Origin of the sequence: Simkania negevensis Z, from assembly GCF_000237205.1 — a bacterium.
Lineage (GTDB): Bacteria > Chlamydiota > Chlamydiia > Chlamydiales > Simkaniaceae > Simkania > Simkania negevensis.
Genome location: NC_015713.1, coordinates 226,595 through 246,183, shown reverse-complemented (window position 1 = coordinate 246,183; position 19,589 = coordinate 226,595). Strand labels below are relative to the sequence as shown.

15 protein-coding genes are annotated in these 19,589 nt (G+C 42.2%); 5 read left to right on the top strand and 10 right to left on the bottom strand.

The features are described from left to right. Window positions 1-6: 6 nt before the first annotated feature. Window positions 7-1,440 (top strand): O-antigen ligase family protein, encoded by a 1,434-nt coding sequence (locus SNE_RS01750; RefSeq protein WP_013942577.1) that lies wholly within the window; start codon window positions 7-9, stop codon window positions 1,438-1,440. On the opposite strand, the gene SNE_RS01745 is transcribed toward SNE_RS01750, so the two are convergent. Both SNE_RS01745 and SNE_RS01740 read right to left on the bottom strand, forming a co-directional pair. Next, a complete protein-coding gene (locus SNE_RS01745; RefSeq protein WP_013942576.1) occupies window positions 1,392-4,349 on the bottom strand; it encodes a hypothetical protein in 2,958 nt (985 codons plus the stop codon). The two genes, SNE_RS01750 and SNE_RS01745, sit on opposite strands and share 49 nt — an antisense overlap. Next, complete coding sequence (locus SNE_RS01740) at window positions 4,346-5,404, bottom strand: polysaccharide biosynthesis/export family protein (RefSeq protein WP_013942575.1); 1,059 nt, start codon at window positions 5,402-5,404, stop codon at window positions 4,346-4,348. The genes SNE_RS01745 and SNE_RS01740 overlap by 4 nt, the downstream gene beginning before the upstream one ends. Window positions 5,405-5,407: 3 nt before the next feature. On the opposite strand from SNE_RS01740, the gene SNE_RS01735 reads away from it, so the two are divergent. The 4 genes from SNE_RS01735 to SNE_RS01720 all read left to right on the top strand — a co-directional run bounded on the left by SNE_RS01735 (window position 5,408) and on the right by SNE_RS01720 (window position 9,963). Next, on the top strand, window positions 5,408-6,415 hold the full coding sequence (locus SNE_RS01735) for an NAD-dependent epimerase/dehydratase family protein (protein WP_231919516.1): 1,008 nt from the start codon (window positions 5,408-5,410) through the stop codon (window positions 6,413-6,415). 67 nt (window positions 6,416-6,482) lie between these two features. After that, the gene (locus tag SNE_RS01730; protein ID WP_013942573.1) at window positions 6,483-6,713 is read left to right on the top strand and encodes a hypothetical protein; all 231 of its coding nucleotides are present in this window, start codon (window positions 6,483-6,485) and stop codon (window positions 6,711-6,713) included. Continuing rightward, the gene (locus SNE_RS01725) at window positions 6,714-8,213 is read left to right on the top strand and encodes a DUF4135 domain-containing protein (protein ID WP_013942572.1); all 1,500 of its coding nucleotides are present in this window, start codon (window positions 6,714-6,716) and stop codon (window positions 8,211-8,213) included. It abuts the gene before it with no gap. Then, on the top strand, window positions 8,170-9,963 hold the full coding sequence (locus SNE_RS01720; protein ID WP_013942571.1) for an ABC transporter ATP-binding protein: 1,794 nt from the start codon (window positions 8,170-8,172) through the stop codon (window positions 9,961-9,963). The genes SNE_RS01725 and SNE_RS01720 overlap by 44 nt, the downstream gene beginning before the upstream one ends. Before the next feature lie 347 nt (window positions 9,964-10,310). Here SNE_RS01720 and SNE_RS01715 read toward each other — a convergent pair whose 3' ends face one another. The 8 genes from SNE_RS01715 to waaF form a co-directional block, all read right to left on the bottom strand. Beyond that, on the bottom strand, window positions 10,311-11,228 hold the full coding sequence (locus tag SNE_RS01715) for an Lpg1974 family pore-forming outer membrane protein (RefSeq protein ID WP_158307195.1): 918 nt from the start codon (window positions 11,226-11,228) through the stop codon (window positions 10,311-10,313). Window positions 11,229-11,460: 232 nt separating this feature from the next. Next, on the bottom strand, window positions 11,461-11,985 hold the full coding sequence (locus SNE_RS01710; RefSeq protein ID WP_013942569.1) for a hypothetical protein: 525 nt from the start codon (window positions 11,983-11,985) through the stop codon (window positions 11,461-11,463). A gap of 317 nt (window positions 11,986-12,302) precedes the next feature. After that, window positions 12,303-13,814: a bifunctional ADP-dependent NAD(P)H-hydrate dehydratase/NAD(P)H-hydrate epimerase gene (locus tag SNE_RS01705; protein WP_013942568.1), complete on the bottom strand. Its 1,512-nt coding sequence runs from the start codon at window positions 13,812-13,814 to the stop codon at window positions 12,303-12,305. Further along, entirely contained in the window at window positions 13,811-14,809 is a 999-nt protein-coding gene (locus SNE_RS01700) for an NAD(P)H-dependent glycerol-3-phosphate dehydrogenase (protein ID WP_013942567.1), read from the bottom strand. Before SNE_RS01700 ends, SNE_RS01705 begins: the two co-directional genes overlap by 4 nt. Window positions 14,810-14,895: 86 nt before the next feature. Then, window positions 14,896-16,338 carry an ATP-binding protein gene (locus tag SNE_RS01695; protein WP_013942566.1) on the bottom strand — a complete coding sequence of 481 codons (1,443 nt, stop codon included), beginning with the start codon at window positions 16,336-16,338 and terminating at the stop codon, window positions 14,896-14,898. A gap of 139 nt (window positions 16,339-16,477) precedes the next feature. Continuing rightward, entirely contained in the window at window positions 16,478-17,554 is a 1,077-nt protein-coding gene (locus tag SNE_RS01690) for a UTP--glucose-1-phosphate uridylyltransferase (RefSeq protein ID WP_013942565.1), read from the bottom strand. Then, window positions 17,532-18,470, bottom strand: coding sequence for a glycosyltransferase family 9 protein (locus SNE_RS01685; RefSeq protein WP_013942564.1), 939 nt, complete (start codon window positions 18,468-18,470; stop codon window positions 17,532-17,534). Before SNE_RS01685 ends, SNE_RS01690 begins: the two co-directional genes overlap by 23 nt. Continuing rightward, window positions 18,464-19,519, bottom strand: a complete 1,056-nt coding sequence (gene waaF / locus SNE_RS01680; protein ID WP_231919515.1) for a lipopolysaccharide heptosyltransferase II — start codon at window positions 19,517-19,519, stop codon at window positions 18,464-18,466. The genes SNE_RS01685 and waaF overlap by 7 nt, the downstream gene beginning before the upstream one ends. Between the last annotated feature and the right edge of the window lie 70 nt (window positions 19,520-19,589).

The following is a 19,589-nucleotide window of genomic DNA, read 5'->3' as shown; positions in this document are numbered from 1 at the left end:
TCAGTTATGATGAAAAAATGCCTCGCCGTTTTGTTTGGATTTTTACTTCTGGGATTTCCCTTTGAATCTCATGTTTTTCGCATCTTTCGCCCTATGGCCCGCTCCTCGCTCCATAAGTTTGAAGCTACCGCCCCTTTTTCTCTCACAATCCCCACATTTTTTGAAAAATACATCCACTTTTACCTCTCAGATATCGCGATTGTCTTAGTCCTCTGTTTGATCCTCATTGTGTATAAACCGAAGCTGAAAGAGCTGTTTTTTGAAAAGGAATCACGCTATTTGACCCTTTTTTGGTTTGTAGCAGCACTGTCTCTCCTTTTATCGGCTTTTTCTCGCTACCATGTACAGTACTTCAACCTGCTCAATTTAGGGATCATCTTTTGCGTTTTCCATGCTGCTCGACTTTTTTTCCAAGATCGGGAAAAGACTTTGAAGACTTTGCTTTGGGGCTTTGCTCTCATCTCCCTTTTTGAATGTTTTGTTGGAGTCTGGCAGTTTTTCGCTCAGGGCAACTTAGGAATCTTTTTTTTAGGCGAAGTTCCTCTTCACTACAGTGATCCTAATATGGCAGTGATTCCCCTGACAGAAAAAACAAGGAAATTGATCGAATTTTTCCACACACTCCCTCCAAATCAAGGAGTGCTTTTAAGGGCTTATGGAACGTTTATCCACCCTAATATTTATGGAGAGTATCTCTCAATCAGCTTGCTTATTTCATACTACCTATTTGCAAAATCTGAAAAACCCCTTTTGCGCACCTTAGTTCTTGTTTTCATCACTGCTGAAATTTTCGCGCTCTGTCTTTCTTTTTCTAGGGCGGCATTCCTCTCATGGGGAATCGGAACGGCTGTGTGGCTTTTCCTCCTTTTTTCCAATCGAATGCAGATGGAAAAAAAGCAAATGAGACCTCTTCTCATTGTCATTGGAGGGGTGATCGTCTGTTCAATGAGTGTGTTATTTCCTCAGTTTTACGCGAGAGGAGGGTTCTTTAACTACTCGAGTTTTGTCCAAAACAGCGATTCTCTCCGTATTGTGTTACAAAATATTGCCTTCAGTATGATGAAAGCAAACCCGCTGCTTGGCATCGGGTACAACTGCTTTGTCATCGCGCCAGGAGAATTTTTTCCTGTTGAACCCGAAGCAATACGCACTTGGACTCACAATATTTACCTGCTTATTGGATCCGAAACAGGGCTCATCGGACTTCTTCTTTTTTGCCTTTTTATCGGTACACTTATCGTTTCTGCTTTTAAGCATGCCTTCACCCCTCTTTCTGCAACTTTGTTTGCGATTTTTATCGGGTTTCTCGTCGTGGGCCTATTTGATTTTTACTTTTTAATTGTTCAATCGGGCAAGGTAATGTTCTTTCTTTTTACGGGAATACTTACGGCTCAGTTTGCAACGAAAGCTAACGTTTTACCTTCTGCTTCCCACGCATAGTAGGGATTGAGATGCTCATTTGACTCAGCATCTATCGTCACAGCAAGACAATCAGAAATCGTCATAAAAAAGCGTCCTTCAGCCGTTCCAGGCAATGTTGCAGATTGAAGGACCACGACATCATATTGATTTTTCTTTTCTGTTAAAAACTTTTGGAAAAGAGGTCGTTTAAGAAGTTCCAAAGATGCAGTTTCGTTTGAGCCAAATAAAACTACATCAACTCCTCCATTTTTTTTCACCATCACATTTTTTTCCTCTCCCTTCAAATATGCAAATAGTCCGGGAGTATTTTTAGAAAAACTTTGAAAATCGATGAGTAAAACGTTTTTTTCTTCTTTGCCTAAAAGCTCAGCAAGAGGACGTGCATAATTGCTTCCGTTTCCAGAAAGAAGAGAAAAAACGCATCCCTTTTGATGAATCCGAAGAGCTTCTGCCAAGTTCCGCAGAACTTGTAAGCTTGAGTCAGTGACTTCATCTAAATGCTGGTAAACCCTGCGTCGTTTAAAAGCGCCGCAGACTAGGCGTCCTTGCAGCTTTAAATTCTTTAAGGTTAGAGGAAATCCTTTCGAAAAGTCGAGTATGAGTGCCCAAGAGCATCCGATTAAAAAACCAATCAGTGTCCCAACAAGGGCAAATAGTTTGAGATGAGGAGGCTTAGGAGTGAGGAGTGCATAGGCAGGGTCGATCGGTTTTGATTGAATCTGAATCAAGTTGTGCTCGACATTTTTAGATTCAACCATCTTCACCATGCTCTCTAACATGCTGAGATTCATTTCACTACTCAGCTCAAGTTGATGTTCTTTAAGCCATTGATCGGGAACCATAGAGAGCTCATTCTCAAGCTTTTGAAGTTCGTTTTGTACGAGTGTTTTTTCGAATTCTAATGTCTTTTTTTGCACCTTGACCTGGTCTTCGATTTGTTGATCGAGAAGCGAAATCTCCTGATTCAGCAAATCGAGAATGATCAGTTGCACAGATGTAAGTCTTTCTTCAGTGAGCGCAGTTTGCAAGCGAATGAGTTCAATTGTTTGGTCAATGTGCCGCTTCAAATTCTCTTGATCTTTTTGGAGTCGCCGCTCCATCCGTTCTAAATCCCTCTCTGTTAAGTGCCGCGTATCTCGCATAGTTTGAGCTGTTTCTCCAACCGATCGGGCCAATTGTTGGCTCACACCGTCTGGCAAGATTTGAACAAGAGAGATGTATTCGAAATCGGGATCGTCCATGTGCTCTTTCGAAAACTGGAGCTTTAGAACTTTCGCTTCTTGCTCATCCCGTTCGTTTACATAGTCCCGGTAAAGGGTCCGCGCAGTTGCCAAGTCAATCCCTTTATAAGTATCTTGCTCTTCGAGCGGATAGAAAAGGCGTTCTTTTAAGATGTGTTCTTGAAGGGAAACAAGGCGATGTTGTTGCTTGAGGTAAGAGGCGTAATCTTCAGGTTCAATTCCTTCCATCAGTTGATTGCTCGACATGAGTTCTTCTTCAAGAGAACTCTTCAGTAACCGAATCTTTTTGAGTTCCGATGCTGCAATCGAGTCGACTTTATTTATTGCACTCAGATGAAACTTTTCTTTCAAACGTGCATCCGATATTTCAGAGCGAGTTGTCATGAGTGAAGGGAAAAGCGATTTGAGAACACCTGTTTCTCCTTTTTCAGCTAAAGCAATTTTTTCCGTTTCGGTGTCAAGTTTTGAAAGTTTATCCTGCACATTGAAAAATACATCTTCTTGTGGAGCATAGGGAGGATGCAATCGTTTCATCTTTTGGTTTTTTCGAAAAGCAAAGCCCAAGTTCAAGGAATCCCGTTGTTTGAGAAGTCCATTTTTTTCATTTTGAAGAGCTCTTATTTCACCCGACATTGCCAGCTCAGTTTCCCGCTCAAAGTCACCTAATCGGATCAAATCAGAATCAAGCGCTTTCTTTTCATCTAAAAACTTTTGTTTGCGCATTGAAACGTGATGTAAACGTTGACTTAAGTTTAAAAATCCTTGCATCCCGAGGTTTTCTTTGAGATAACTGACGTGATCTTTCAGATACCCATCCATCTTCCCACAAAGCTCATCTTTTCTTTTTTCAAGATAAGCAATTTGCTCCCCGCTCATTTGACTCGCTTCATTGCGTAAATGTCTTTGATAAGTTACCATTAGCTCATTCACAATCTTAATGCCCAATTCACGATCTCGATAGGGAAGGCAGAGCTCATAGATCGTTGCATCTTTCAGGTTCATTTCCACTTCCAACTGATCTGATAAAGCCCCTAAAATAGACATCTTTGCTTCGATTTCAAGTGGATATAGGTGGTGCAGCTTTAAGTTTTGTGGCACTTTTTCAATTGTAAGAGTGATATTATCAAAAGAAATGGGCACGCCCAGTTCTCCTTTAACCAAAGCACTCTTGATTGAAGGGTGAAAAATTTCAAATTCTGAGAGAGATTGAAAGACTAGGCGGTATTTCTTTTTGACATTCTTGTCGTATTTTACATTGCGAAATACAAAGATATCTGGATCTTCAAGTAAAACTTTTCGCTCAGCATTCCAATTTTCTCGCATTGTGCAGAGCCTTTTTTTCCAGGGGGTTTCTGTGATCACAGAAGCTTGAAGCCCTAAATCTTCTACAACTGTTGCCATTAATTGAAAAGACTTCAGCAGATGGCAGCTTTGAGACGCTGCAGAGACCCCAACCTGGCTCAGCAAATTTTGAACAAACCAAGCCCTTGTCGAAACTTGATCGGCATGGGCCTCTTTAAAACGACCCAAGACCTTAAATCTCACTTTTTGGTTGAGCGCCACCCAAAATCCGAGCGAAAAAAATACCGCTGTGATCAAGGCGATCTTGCCCCAATTTCTGGCAAAACACTTCAAGATATCAGAAAGAAGGACAAACGTATTTTCTCTTTCTTTGAACGGGCTCATTGGATAGCAATCACTCCTGCTGCCCCTTTACGGAAAAGTTCGATTCCCGTCAGTGTGGGGAAAATCTGCTGAACAAAACGGTTCCACTCAGTGATGGGCGTTGCAGCAACATAGACAATATCACCTGGCATGAGAAGAAGACTCGAACTCGGTAAACGGATGATATGCTTCCAGTTGAGTGTGTAGACTTTTGGCCGTAAGATGTTGCCCCGAATCACCTGAATGTACCCTTTGTCTCCAGTATAAGGAATGCCTCCTGCAAGCGCCAGCGCTTCACGAATTGACATGAAACCACTTGGCAAATCTATCACTTTTTCTTGCCTCACCTCTCCCATTACCATGAGCGTCGAAGCGGCAGCTTCTGCAATGTAGATTTTATCGCCAGGGCGCATCACAATGTTTTGCGACATGTCTCCCTCTTTCATGAGCTTGTACATGTCGACAGGAACAGGCGCATCATCGCGGACTAAATAACTTTTAAAAAAGTTGGCATTTGCAGGAACTTTTGCCTCTGCTAACACTTCGAACAGCCGTTTTTTTCCATTGATCGGGATCGAAGCTGTGCTCACAAGACCTGCTAGTTGAATTTTCCGCTCACGTCGCTTCTTATAATTGATAAAAACTTCGACGTCGGCAATCTCATGGTCGTAAGCGTCTTGAATTTTTTCGCGTGCCTGGGACAATGTCAGCCCTGCCAGCTCGAGAGGAGGTAAATCAGGGAGGATAACTTTTCCATCTCGCACCGAATAGCCTACAGAAGAACCGATCGATTGAACTGCTGCTGCTAAATCTCCACGTGTTGGATGGTAAATAGCAATTTCGAGAACATCCCCATTCCCAATGTAATCGGTATACTCTTTCAGAAGCTCGGGACTTAGAGTCAGAAGAGGTTCCCCCTCCATCTCGAGAATCGAAAATTTGCCTTCTTTTATCTTGTACGAATCGATGACAAATTCATCTGCTCCAAGAGCATCGCTTCCTTTATAGGGTAAATTGGAGCATCCACTGATAAGTAAGGGGAAGGCTAAGAAAAAGAAAACTCCTTTTCTCCTCATCCAATGTTTGATATACTTAGCGCCATGAGCGATCAAAAAAAACCTTACTCCGTCTTCATCACCGGCATTGCAGGATTTATTGGGTCCCACCTCGCCTCTTTTCTTAAAAAAAGAGGAGATTATGTGATTGGATGCGATAATTTCAACGACTATTATTCCCCCGAGTTAAAAAAAGCACGTGTAGAAAGACTTAAAAAACAAGGAATCGAAATTCTTAATTGCGATATTTGTGATCAAGATGTTCTTTCTCGTCTTTTTGATGAAAAAGGGTTCACCCATATTGTTCATCTTGCAGCGCAAGCAGGTGTCCGGTATTCGATCACTCATCCCTTTCCGTACAGCCACTCGAATCTCAACGGATTTTTGCACATTCTCGAACTCTGCCGCCACCACCAACCCCTCAAGCTTGTGTTTGCCTCCTCTTCTTCTGTCTATGGTGGCAACACGAAAATCCCTTTTTGCGAATCCGACCCAACCGACCACCCCATCAGCCTTTACGCAGCCACAAAAAAATCAGGTGAACTCCTGGCCCAAACCTATTATCATCTCTACCATTTCCCCATCATTGGGCTCCGTTTTTTCACTGTCTACGGTCCTTGGGGACGCCCCGATATGGCCTACTACTCATTCACTGAATCGATTCTCAATGACAAGCCTATCCCAGTCTTCAATCATGGGAAAATGGGCCGCGACTTTACCTATATCGATGACATCGTCGACGGAACAGTCCGTGCTCTTGACTTTGAGGGAGGATTTGAACTGTTCAACCTCGGCAATAATCAGAGCGAATCTCTGATGGAGATGATCCACATTCTTGAGAAACACATTGGGAAAAAAGCCCGAATCGACTTCAAACCGATGCAATTAGGCGACGTCGAGCAGACATTCGCAGATATTGACAAAGCTCAAAAGCTTCTAGGGTTTCAGCCCAAAGTCTCACTTGACTTAGGGCTTGAACGCTTTGTTCAATGGTATCACGCTACCCATCAAATTCAGACAAAAGCCACATAATCCTTTACTAAATATTTGAAAGATTGCTAAGATGTTCCTACTCAAATATACAAGCGAGGTATCGAACATGAAAAAGTCAGGTTTAGACGAGCTTGAAGCTTTAAATTTAGACTGGAAAGTAGGACATCACCTTTTAACTTTATCTATTTTGACAGACTGCGATTTCATCAATAGTGAAGGCGAAGTTTTTCAAATTGAAAAACGAAGTCAATATTTTAACATGAAAAAGAGAATCTTTGAAAACCTTGATACAAATAGTCCTTTTACCTTCCAATACAACTACGGCTATCTGAGATAGATGCATTTTCAAGATGCTTTAAGAGCGCAATACTTCATTCGTGCTCTTGAACAAAAAATATTAAAGATCTCCCAAACATTTAAGGGTGATTTGTCTTCTTTTTTAACAAGCCTCTGCCGCGAGTTAGATCAAACGCTGCTTCCTACAGTCGCATATGAAATGGGGGAGGCAAAAGCGGCAGGCTTGCTGAAAGGAAATTCACCCGAAAAACGGTACCAGAGCTTTTTCATACAAGGTGATAATTTTACTCCATGGGCTCGTGAATTACCTGAAAAATATCCCTTTCTATTTGATCAACTGGATCAGCTACTGAGCGACACCTTTCAAAATCTTCAACTTGCCATTTATCGTACTCGACAAGAAAAGAGTTTTTCTGAAATCACTGCTATCGATTTGTTGACACAATCAGACAAACATCGTGGCCAACAATCGCTCCTCATGACTTTTAACGACGGAAGCAAATGGGTCTATAAACCCCGCGATTTAAAAACAGAAGTCCTCTTCGCTCGTTTTATCCAACATCTCGATCTCCCTGACCCTTACAATCTTAAGCCTCCAACTGTCTTTGCACGAGAAAACTATGGGTGGATGAAGTTTGAACCACACTTCCCTTGTGAGAATCTGCAAAAGGTCTGTGACTACTTTTCTCGAGCAGGCGTTTTACTTGCGGTCACCGACACTTTGAACTTCACTGATGGCCACTTCGAAAATCTCATTGCTTCAGGCCCTTACCCTGTTCTCATAGACGGAGAAACCCTATTTCAAAACTATCACGCTCAGGCCTTAGCAAATAAAAATGTTCTTTCAACAGGTCTCATTCAAAAAGCTGCCCCCAATCAAAAACGAAAAGTTCATCATTCTGCCTTTCAAGCAAAGCAAAAAGAAACCTATCACATTCTTTATCCACATGTTTTACACGAACGAACAGACGAGATGCAGGTGGAGTTTCACGGATACCGAGAAGGAATCTTAGATAATCTTCCTTACATTGGTGAAAAATATTTTCTCGCCCAAGATTTTAAAGAATGCTTCTTGAATGGATTGAAACAGGGCTACCAGGCAATTCAAAAAAACGCAAAGAGCATTCTTGAAGATTCTCTCTGGTGGGAAATGCTCGCGCAAACAAAAGCGCGCACACTGATGCATCATACAGTGAATTACGCTTACCTCCTATGCCGTATTCAACAACCTGATGGAGGCCAAAGCCAAGAGTTTGCGCAAGCGCTCATTGAAGACAAATTGCCCGACACCCCTTACCTTTCTTACGAAACACAAGACCTCCTTCAGGGAAACATTCCCTACTTCTACCACTTTCCAAACGAAAAAACGCTCTATGATGGGAATGACACCCCCTATGAAAACTTCTTTCATGAAACAGCCGTTGACCAAATCAAACGCAATTTACAAAAAGACTTAGGGGAAAACGCTTTTGATCTCGTTAATAAGCATTTAGACCATGCAAAAGAAACATTTACTTACGAACCTGCTGAAGCAAGCTAAAGTCATCGGCTACTCGCTCAAACTTCTATGGCAATCTGCACCTAGAGAAACTCTCTTGCTTGCGTTTTGCCTCGCCATTCAAGGGCTAATCCCCGCGCTCACACTCATTACCTTTCGAGAAAGCATTCACTTTCTGACAAACCACATCACCCCTTTCCCCTGGTTTATCTTTGCCCTTTGGGCTGTCGTTCTCTTCTTTGAAACTTTGTTTGAACCCATCCTTTCGTTTCTCCGCTTGCGCGTGAATGAAAAAATTCTCGCTCATTTCAATATCCTTCTCATGAAAAAAGCCAACGACATCAAAGGGCTCGGTTTTTTAGAAAACAAACAGTCTGCCAGTGAGCTTAAGCAGCTCAGAGATGAAGTCCGCTACCGCCCCATCAACTTGATTTACATTTTGACAAGTGGCGTACGTGAATGGATCGGGCTTGTCTCAGTTCTCGTTTTACTTTCCACAGCGATTTGGTGGCTTCCTTTTCTCATTCTTATTGCAGCCCTCCCTAATGCCATTTCCACCATGTGGCGGGAAAAGCAAGCTTGGGAGTATGCCTTACTTCGGAGCCCTGAATCGCAACAAATGTCTGCTCTTGCGCAGCAAACTCTTGATTTACGCGCAGCAAAAGAAATTCGGCTGTTTGGATTTGGAGACTTTCTCATTAAAAAGTACCAAGCGATTTCCAAAGACTTTCAACATCACATGAGTCAAAATCGTCAAGCGCTTTTTGCTCGTTTTATTCTCCTTTCTTTACCAAGCATTTTAGGAGACTTTTTGATTTTCTATCTCGTGATTTCCCATGCAATGAGCGGCCTCATGAAAAGTAGCGAAGTGGTAATGGCGGTGCAAGGGCTCATCACTGTGCAACGAACGATCGGCCTCATCACACAAAATCTAGGCATGTTTTCTCAAGTCTATTCCTTTTTTGACAAGTTCCGCGACTTTATACAAAAGACGAAAAGCGATCTCTTTGTTCCTCGAAAAACTAAAACTCTCTCAAAAATTCATGGTGACATTACATTTGAAAACGTCACCTTTGCGTACCACAAAGACACTCCTATTTTGAAAAACATCAACCTCAAACTCAAAGCCGGTGAAACCATTGCCTTAGTAGGGGAAAACGGTGCAGGAAAATCCACACTCGTGAAATTGCTTTGCCGCTTTTACGATCCTAATCAAGGGACCATCAGTGTCGATGGCACAGATTTAAAAGAGCTTGACCTGCCTTGGTGGTATGAGCACATGAGCTGCGTGTTGCAAGATTTTGCCGAGTATCCAATGACGATTCGAGAAAATATTGGGATTGGTAATTGGAAAAAAATGGAAGATACATCTCTCATTGAAAAAGCTGCCCAGCAAGGAGGACTTCATGCCGTCCATTTCAATAAAGGGTACGACACCCTTTTAGGAAAACCGTTTGGAGGAACGACTCTTTCTGGCGGCGAATGGCAAAAAATTGCGGTTTCTCGCGCCTTTATGCGTCCCGCAAACTTTCTCATTTTAGATGAGCCCACAGCTTCCCTTGATGCCCGCAGTGAACAAGAGGTCTTTCACTCATTTTCAAAACTTTCCAAAGGAAAAACCTCTCTTTTAATCACTCACCGTTTAGGATCGGTGTCAATGGCAGACCGTATCCTTGTCATGAAACAAGGAGAAATCATTGAAGATGGAACGCATCAAAGCCTCCTTCAAAAAGGAGGGGAGTACGCTTCCCTCTATCAGCTACAAACAAGCAATTACACCCTGAATAGATAAATTTTTGCCTTACGCAAATTCTATCTAATACCGTTTATCAAATAAGAGGGAACTTTTATATTGCACTTTCCCCAACTTTGGCCTATCTGAAGCGCAAAACTTCATTCACCTACCGTCCTCACTCCAAAAGTAATAGAAGAAGCGAAACAAGATTTTAGTATCCCCTTGCTCATGCAAAGATGTTTTTTGATTTTCACCCTAATGAAACGACTAACCGGAAAATTTTTTGGATGAGATCTTTTGGCGGGATCACGAGTGCGTTTATATGACAAATAGACCAGATACTCTCTGGTCTATTCGTCGTATAAGAAAGTGGGAGAAAGAAAATTTTCTAAAACTTTCAATTCCTACATATGAAATGCTATCGATGCATAAGGTCCAGAATATGAGAAATTATCTGTCGTAATCGAAGCAATCCTTTGAACTTGTCCAATAGCAGGAATCTGGGTAAACCCTGTAAGGATATCAAAGACTCCAATGTAAACTGCGGTTTGGTAACCAGCCTCTATTCTTAGAGAAGATTTATTGCTAAAGATAAAATCATAGCGAAGGCCTAGCTTAGCTGCTAATGTTGGAACAACTCGGTTTGTACTTGGTGAGATATACTTAGATTTTCCAAAAAAATCTAATTTAGAGTTTGCTTTAACACTTCCAACTACTATTGCTGCGTCAAAATGAGAAAGCAACTTGAGCCCTTTGTAAAGAGTATAAACACCATCGATGCCAAATACTGGGCCAACTCCCCAATAAGAAGTTCTGACGTGCCCGACAGCAAAAGAAAGGTTATGTACTAAATCAGACCAACGAACACCAATCGAAGGAGAGATTTCTAAATGATTATCTGCGACGTAGAAGCGATGACCTGCTCTTATGTCTACTTGGTTAACTCTGTAGATTAGATATGCATCACTAACGAAATCTTGTCCTGGTGTTAAGGGAAATCCTACGTTAAAAAATACGCTTCCAAAACTTGCAGGCCCATCAGATGTGGTATTGTAGTTGTGGTTAGAATTAGATAAATAAAAGTATTCTGCTTCTGCAAAATTGGGTAGAGAAGAAGCATCGTACCCAACAAGAACACCCCACGCAAATTTATAATCTGCTTTGGATGGTTTGCTCAAGGAACGGATCGTACTCCCATCTGCATTCGCGTACTGCCAACTATCCGTAAAAGAGCCTAGACCTGTTTCACTTGGCAAAAGAGCGGCTCCACTTAATTTTAAGTAGAACCCAGAGTGATAGTCAGTTGTATTGGGTTGACTCATATTAGTTTGATTTGAGTTGGCATTGGCAAAAACCGAACTAGCAAAAACTAACGAGAAAATGGTAAAGCGAAACAAGTTTTTCATAAAGCCCTCAAAATAACATTAATAAAGTAGCAGTTGTAACAATATCAGACAGAGTATTCAAAAAAAATAAAAATCTTTTTGTTCGTAAATCATCCGAACAAAACTAGTCAACATGCAACGTATCCTCATTCGTATCATGTCACATCCTTCACAGTGGTTCTCTCGCAAAATTAACGCATGTCATCACATGAAAAAATTCCAGTTCCACACATTCGAATTTATATTGGATACGATTCTCTTGGAAAGTCTCAACAACTGCTGGAATCAATAGAGTTTTCAAGAGAAGAGGATAATCGATCGCATATTTGGGTTGGGGAAAACTCGCTGTAACAAATACATGTTGAGAAGTTGCATTCTCGTTTAACTCATCAATGATTGTTTGAGAAGCTAACATAACACGAGCAAAAACCATAAGAGCTCTTTGCTCCTTAGATATATCAGGAATATAACTCGTCTTTCCATCAGGTGATGAGAATTTGGTGCATAAATGTTCGCTTATGTTAGTGAGAAAGCGGTCTGCTCCGTCTCTAAAAAATTTGAATTGCCATTCAAGAAGCTCTTCATACTTACGTTGTTCAAATGCTGATTTTGATTTCAGATATTCAGACTGATATTGCTGAGAGACCTGAATATCGAAAAAAGCAGCAACCGGCCCAAGCAACCCGTGAGACATACAAGATTTCCCTCTTTTAAAAATTATGAAAGAATTTACTGATTGCGTAGTTTTATACTCAAACAACTTCAAAAATTGGATTTTCGGCTGCGCCAAAGCACCGTAATTTGCCGATTTTAAGTGGCCTCATATTCCTAATATTAGGCGACTTAAAATCGACGAATTCCGAAAGCTTTCGCGTTGCCCAAAACCAATTTTTGAAGTTGTTTGAGTATACATCAATCAAAATTCAATTTAAATAATCTAGAGACATTTCGCAAAAGAGGTCGAAATAAACTCTAAACTCAGACTAATGAATAACCACGCCAATCAAATAGTTACATCAAACTCAGATCTGACAACTCTTTGAACACTCGAGGCAAAGCCTCAAGTAGATCAGATGCAATCAAGTCATAAGATGTATTCATTTCAGCAACACATTCACCTGCACGAGCGTGCATGTACACTCCAAGAGCCGCTGCTTCACGAGGAGGAAGCTTTTGAGCAAGTAAGGCTGCGATCATGCCAGTTAAGACATCACCTGTTCCAGCAGTTGCCATACCCGGATCGCCACGCGCAATGATCAGCGGTGGCTTGTCTTTATGAAAAATAAACGTCGGCGCTCCCTTGAGAACAAGAGTGATAGCATTTTCATGCGCAAACTTTTGACACTCATCAAACATGTCATCGAACTTCTCTTTTCCAAGCAGTTGAAGCATCTCGCGATGGTGGGGCGTGAGAACACATGGGAATGGAAATTTGGCAAACATCCCTTTCAAATGAAACAGACCATCAGCATCAATGACAGTTGGGACTGTAATGTGGTCAATAAAGGATTTCAGAAAGGTACCTCGCTCTTGTGCTCTCCCTAAACCGGGGCCAATGAGCATGGCGGCAGCTCGGGACATTTCGAGGAGAAGCGCAGCAGGATCGTCTTTATACGGGGTGCGAATAACTTCGTAAGGTGCATGCAAAAGTTCATTTTCCATTCCCATAGGATGAAACAACCGAATGATTCCGGCTCCTGCACGGAGGGCCGCTAAACACGTCAGCATGGCTGCTCCAGGCATCCCTGGTGAACCTGAAACGGCCAAAACATAGCCTGCTTGGTATTTATGACGTGTACGGGTCAGTTCGGGAAGTAGACTGGGCAAGTTTTTTTCATTGAGCATATGAGCCATGCCACAAGCCTGGTGCACATATCGAAGTTCCAAACCGAAATCAACAGGAGAAAGTTTTCCAATATAGTTGTAACCTTCACCTAGGAAAAATCCTATCTTTGGAAGACCAAGAAAAATCGTTTCAGCTGCATTCACTGCGATCGGATTGACTTCCCCTGTATTTCCATTGACTCCTGAGGGAATGTCAATTGCCAAAATGGGCTGCTTGCTTCGATTCACATGCTCGACAGTATCGAGAAGAATTCCTTCTAATTGCCCTTGAAAACCGGTTCCCAAAAGTCCATCAAGGAGAACTCCTTTACACGAAATTTCAGCTGCTTTTTTCGGGAAAAATACAAGACCGCCTGCGTCGGTAAACGCTTGTTTGTGTTTTTGACAAAGAGGGCTCGATTCTTCGGTAGGGAAAAGATGATACGCTTGAACAATGTACCCTTTTTTTAGGAGCAAAGTCCCAGCAACAAAGGCATCTCCGCCATTATTTCCTTTTCCTACAAGGAGTGTGACACGCTTTTGAAGGCGCTTTTCTTTAATAAACAAAGCCACGCGCTCGGCAATACCAGCGCCTGCTTTTAGCATGTACCCTTCATCGGAAGCTCCTTCTTGAATGCTGAGCTTCTCAATGCGCGCCATTTCCCTTGCGGTAATGACTTTATATCCTTCAAGACTCACAAATGCTCTTGCTTGACCGCTCTAGTTAATAAGGCTTCGACAGCTTCTTTTGAGTTGAGCCCTTCGTAAATGATCGAATACACGGCTTCTGTAATCGGAACAGGAACGTTCGCTTTACGGCTGAGTTGCAACGCTGAAACACAGGTATAAGCGCCTTCCACAACCATTCCAATTTTTTCCCGAGCTTCTTCTGGGGTCAACCCTTCTGCCAACAACTTACCAAATATATAATTACGGCTTAAAGTGGAAAGACAAGTTGCACAAAGATCACCCATTCCTGAAAGGCCACTAAGGGTTTCGGGACGACATCCCTTGACAATCGAGAGTTTGCGGATTTCATGAAGTCCACGTGTCATGAGTGCAGCTTTGGTATTTTCTCCAAATCCCAACCCATCGGAAATCGCACATGCAATCGCAATGATGTTTTTCATGGCGCCTCCAAAAGAAACACCAGGGACATCATCATTCGGGTAAACTCGAAAGAACGGAGTTGAAAAGAGATCAACGATTTGGAGAGCTAAATCGGGGCTATAGGCCGCTGCCACAACAGAAGTGGGAAGCTTTTGCATGACTTCATTGGCCAGACTGGGCCCAGAAATAGTACCAATCCGATTCTTATACTCTTCACCCAAAATTTCAATTGCGACTTCGGACATCAGGAGGCAAGTATTTTGCTCGATCCCCTTCGAGGTCAAAATCAGTGGAGGCCCTGTCAAGCCAGTCTCCTTAACCATTTCAAGAACTGGACGCAGCCCCTTAGAAGTCACTGACTCAATGATAAAATCGGCATCTTCGAGAGCTTCGTTTAGATTGGTCGTTAAATAAAGATTCTCTTCGGCTTTATGGTCTCTCAGTTTCGGATGTGTTTCTCCACGCTTGAGAACATCGGCTAAACTTAGATTCCCCGTCCACAGAAAGACATCATAACCTTTTCCAGCCAAGAGATTCGCTAAGCAAAACCCCCAGGCTCCGGCCCCTAAATAAGCAATTTTCATGCAAACCCTTAAAGATTTTTTTATGCCTATTATACCTTGTATCAGCTTTTTTCGCTAACACACACCATTTAAACATGAATCCCTTTTCAAGTAAGAATGTTACGCCCCGAAATTTCGGCCTGACCTACCCAATAGCAGAAAATACTTGATGGAATACGCATCACATGAGAAGGCATGTTTTCAAGAATTCCCAAATCTATATGGGATTTTGTAAGTACTAACGAGTGGTTTTTTCTATCTTTTTGGCTAGAAAACTGAGCAAGACCTTGAACATGTTTAGATTGTGTTATTTGTGAATGATACTTCACTTCAATTGGAATAAGACTCCCTTCCCCTTCGACGATAAAGTCCACTTCCTTGTTCTTAGATCCTCTCCAATAACTCAGCCGATGTTGATGACTCGAGGCGTTATGCGCTGACAAGTGAGTAAAAACAGCTGTTTCAACAGCAACTGACAGTAATTTAGAATCTTCCAAAACAGTTTTTCCTTTCATGAGTATTGCAGACGCAATTGCTGGGTCTGCTAAATAGAGCTTATAACGAGCGCGCAGCACCTCTTTTCCATACCTAAAAGGTGGAAGTCGATATACAAGATGAGCTGACTCAAGAAGATGAATAAAGTTTTGAACAGTTGGCTTTGTCACGCCTAAATTGACAGAAATCGCTGTAGGATCGTGCAACCCTCCATCATGCATACATAGAAAAATAAACGTTTGCTCAAGCTCTAAAACCCGTCGCACTCCAAAAAGAGCTGTCATGTCTCTTTTCAAAACTTTGTCTATAATATCCTCCCTTAAAAGGCGTTGCGCCTGAGAAACACTGTCAATAAGAGCGGTTTGAGGAAATCCTCCATGAACGAGATACTCATGAAAATGCCCAATAAGACTCTGAGCTCCTTCCGAAATTCTGAGAAGCTGGGCTTTGGAATAGCCAAATAAATCTGAAACATGTGGAAGGATTGGGATATTAGGAATATCTATCTTTTTGATTTGTAAATACTCATTAAAAGAAAGTGTCGAAATTTTGATGGCGTGCCATCGACCCACTCCAGATTCAGGCTCAATTTCAATAATTGGTGTAGCTGAGCCAGTGAATATAATCCTTCGATGCTTTGAAAAATCAACTTGGTGTTTGATCCATGTTCCAAAGTCTGGAATAAATTGCGCTTCATCCAAAAAGAGATATTCAGGGCCCTCTGTTTTTGGTTCTAACTCTCGCCAAGCTTCGAGGATTGCGTCTAAACTTGTGATTTTGAAAATGGGATGGTCAAACGATATATACAGAATATTCTTAGACGAAATTCCCTCTTCGATTAGCTGATGAATCGCCTGCATTAAAAGAGTGGTCTTACCAACTTGTCTAGGTCCAGAAAGCATTACAGCCCGTAAAGCTGGAGGATTCAAAACCCATGTTAATAGCTCGTTAAAAGCTGCTCGTTTCCAAGTAGGAAGATCAGGAATTTTCTCCCCCCTCCACCAGGGGTTAAATTGAGAAAGGATAGATAGGAGTTCATCTTTAGGTATTCTCATACCCTTAATTATACTTAGATTTATTATTTAAGTAAAGTATACTTACCTTAAAATCGCATGATAAGAAAAAAATCAGAATTTTCCCTAACACACCCTCAGGATAAATCCATAAACATTTAATTATGAATAGATTATAAAATCAGCGCAAAGATACATGCTTAAGAGCTTCCGCCACGACTTCAGGGCTGTCAGGCCCTGAAAGATTTTTTAAGGGGGCAAAACAGTTTTTGCGATCGCCCACAATAACTCTATAGGAGTCAGCGTAGGGGAAGATATCAAAAATAAATGTTTCAAACTTCCAGATCCAAGCTTCTTCTGCTTGCCATCCATCAGGAGTTGAAATGAGCCGTTTTCCCTTTTTATGCGCTAAATGCCACGGCATCTCAAAGGCCCCATCTACCAATCGCTCAATGTAATCCATCGAGCAGGAGAATAGCCCCGAATTTCCTAAGTAGTAGGTCAGTTGCTCACCGCTGCGCCCCATCCTGACTGCATCAGACACTTCGCTATACTCCCGAATCATCAGCTTCCCTTGCTTTTCGACAATAACTCCCAGTTTTTCCTCAGGATCGACCCGCTCAATACATTTTAATGCGAGATCGAGATGATTCTCAACATGACAAGCTAAGAGCTCTCCATCAAATGGTTCGGCCAAAGGATTATCAACCGGTACAACTTGAATGTACTCAACTCCCTTTTGTCGCCACTTTTCCCAAATGGGTGACTGGTAGAGATAAAACAACGCCTTCCCATTTCCTGCAGGGGCTTCCGCAATTTTGTCGGGCGCTTCATAAAACAGATAGCCGTGATCGTCGCACATCGGAATCAATTCTTGCTGATAGAGATCAACCTGAGAAGACGAAAGTCCAAAGTAATCATTTGCTTGGAGATAAGCAAGTGTTGCCTCGTGATTCAGCGGAGATGTCATAATGGCAACCGATAAGTTGGGTCCTTTCGCTCTGATCCTTTCAAAGTGAATTTGAAAAAGGCTTTTCTTTTCATCGAGTGGAAGCTCAAAACACCCTTTGGGTCCTTCAAACCCAAGCCGGGTTCCTTGACCACCTGCCAAGATCAACACTCCCATTTTTTCAAAGTGGTGAGAGGGTGATAGCTCATGCACCACCCGATCATTTGAGACGGGAGAAAAATCATGAGGATTCACAGCAGGGCTCTGCTGCAATATCTGTTTCACTTCAGCAAGGGGATGCTTGTTCATGTTCCTCGGGATTGAATAATGCTCCGAAGGCTGATTCAGGAGATATATTGGCAACATTGTCATCTTTTCCTATTAGGGGAATATGTTTAAAATGAGGGTTTGGAGAGTCGACTTTTTGGCGCAAAACTCCTTGGCGCGGATCAGCCCAGAGAGAGACAACGCGAACGGGAAAGTCACTGTCCACATAATATGCGATCGAAAGCACTCCCGAATCAGGCACAACCAAGTAGTTGCAGTAATTTTTGATAACAGAAAGCATCTCAAAAACCGTGGTTTCGCCACGTAAGTCAACAATGTGATCCATCAAAAAAGAGCGATCTTTTTCCATTCCGAAAAGAATCACTTTTCCTTTGTGCTCCTCTTGAATCCGGGTAAACAGTTCTTGCCAGTAAGAAAGGGGCCAATTTTTTTCATACTTATAGTAGCCACCGGTCTCTGTATCAACATGCACCCCTATATAGGTTTCCCCTTTCTGAAGTTGGTATCTTTCGGAGAGTGCATCCCACTCTTCTCGCCATTTTAACTTTGGAGTCAAGGTGCCAAGTTGCCATTTCAGCCATCTTGTAGGATCAGGATTTTCTAATATCACATCAAAAACATCGGGGGTCAGTTGATGCTTGGCTAAACTTTCTGTGATATCAATCGGCTTTCCTCGTTCCCATTCTTCACATGACAAAATATGAACGTTTTCGAGCATTTGAAAACCTGGCGCCAAATCAGGCCGTGTCAAAAACGTCACAGATGCATGAGGAATAAATGAGCGGATACGATAGACTAGCGCATATAATCCAAGAGGGATGTCACCAAGCCCCCGATTCCAAATCACGAGAAAACGACTTTGGTTTTCACTCGCCGCTTTTTTTAAAAGCTGATCGAAAGGATTAGGACGGAGGGTAGCGATGATTTTTTTTAGCATGTGACCTGCTCATTTTGATGAAGTGTCTTGAGAACACGATTGAAAACATCTTCCACCGTTAATCCCTTCATGCAAGGAAAGTCAATCGGACACACTCTCTTAAAGCAAGGAGAGCAAGGCACTTTCTTTTGCATGACAGCTTGACCATGGCGATACGGTCCGGTCGCAATCGGATCTGTCGATCCAAAAAGTGCAACAAGGGGAATATCCAAACTATCCGCAATGTGCATCGGCCCACTATCATTCGTTAAAAAGACAGAGCAAATGGAAATGAGGGCCAAGAGTAAACGAAGATCTGTTTGTCCGGCTAAGTTGACAGCTCGCGCAGGTAGTCCGGTGCAAATCTCATTGATCAATTGCTTGTGCGATAGATCACCAAAAAATAGAACAAAATGGGAGGGGTCTTCATCGATCAATCTTTTTGCCACCTCTCGAAATCTTTCAGGTAGCCAGCATTTTGCCGATCCATATGCCGCACCTGGATTGATTCCAATCAGCTTCGCCTCAGCTGGAATGTCAAACCGCTTGACAAAGTCCCATGCCCCTTCTTTCTCATCTTTTTTTAGAAAAAGGCGCGGAGCTGTTTCAGAGCGGGGAATGCCAATGTGCTTGAGTAAAGCTTTATAAGTCAGGACAAGATGTTGCGTCTTTCTTTCTTTTGGGAAGGGGACAGCTTGATCGAGTAAAAAAGATCTGCCATCTCCGCTAAAACCAACCTTATTTTTCACACCACCTTGCCAAAAACGCCATGCAGAAGAAAAGGAATTCGTGAGAAGCAAGCCCAGATCGTAATTTCCATCGCGCAATTTTTCGACAATATTCCGTTGCCTAATGCGCCGGATCATTCCTTTAGCACGAGAAAAGAGAAAAAGTTCATCAATTGCGGGATCTGCTTCGATTAACGGTCCGATTTTTTCATAAACCATTGCAGTGATTGACGCATCTGGAAATGCGAAGCGTAAATCTGTCAAAATCGGAGTTGCCATCACGAGATCGCCGATCCAGTTTGGCATCCGAACGATAATATTTTTCGGCTGCAATTTTTTCATGCCTTCCATTTTAACATATTTGAGTATTTGAACCCAAGTTGCTCGTATATCTATACTCAAACAACTTCAA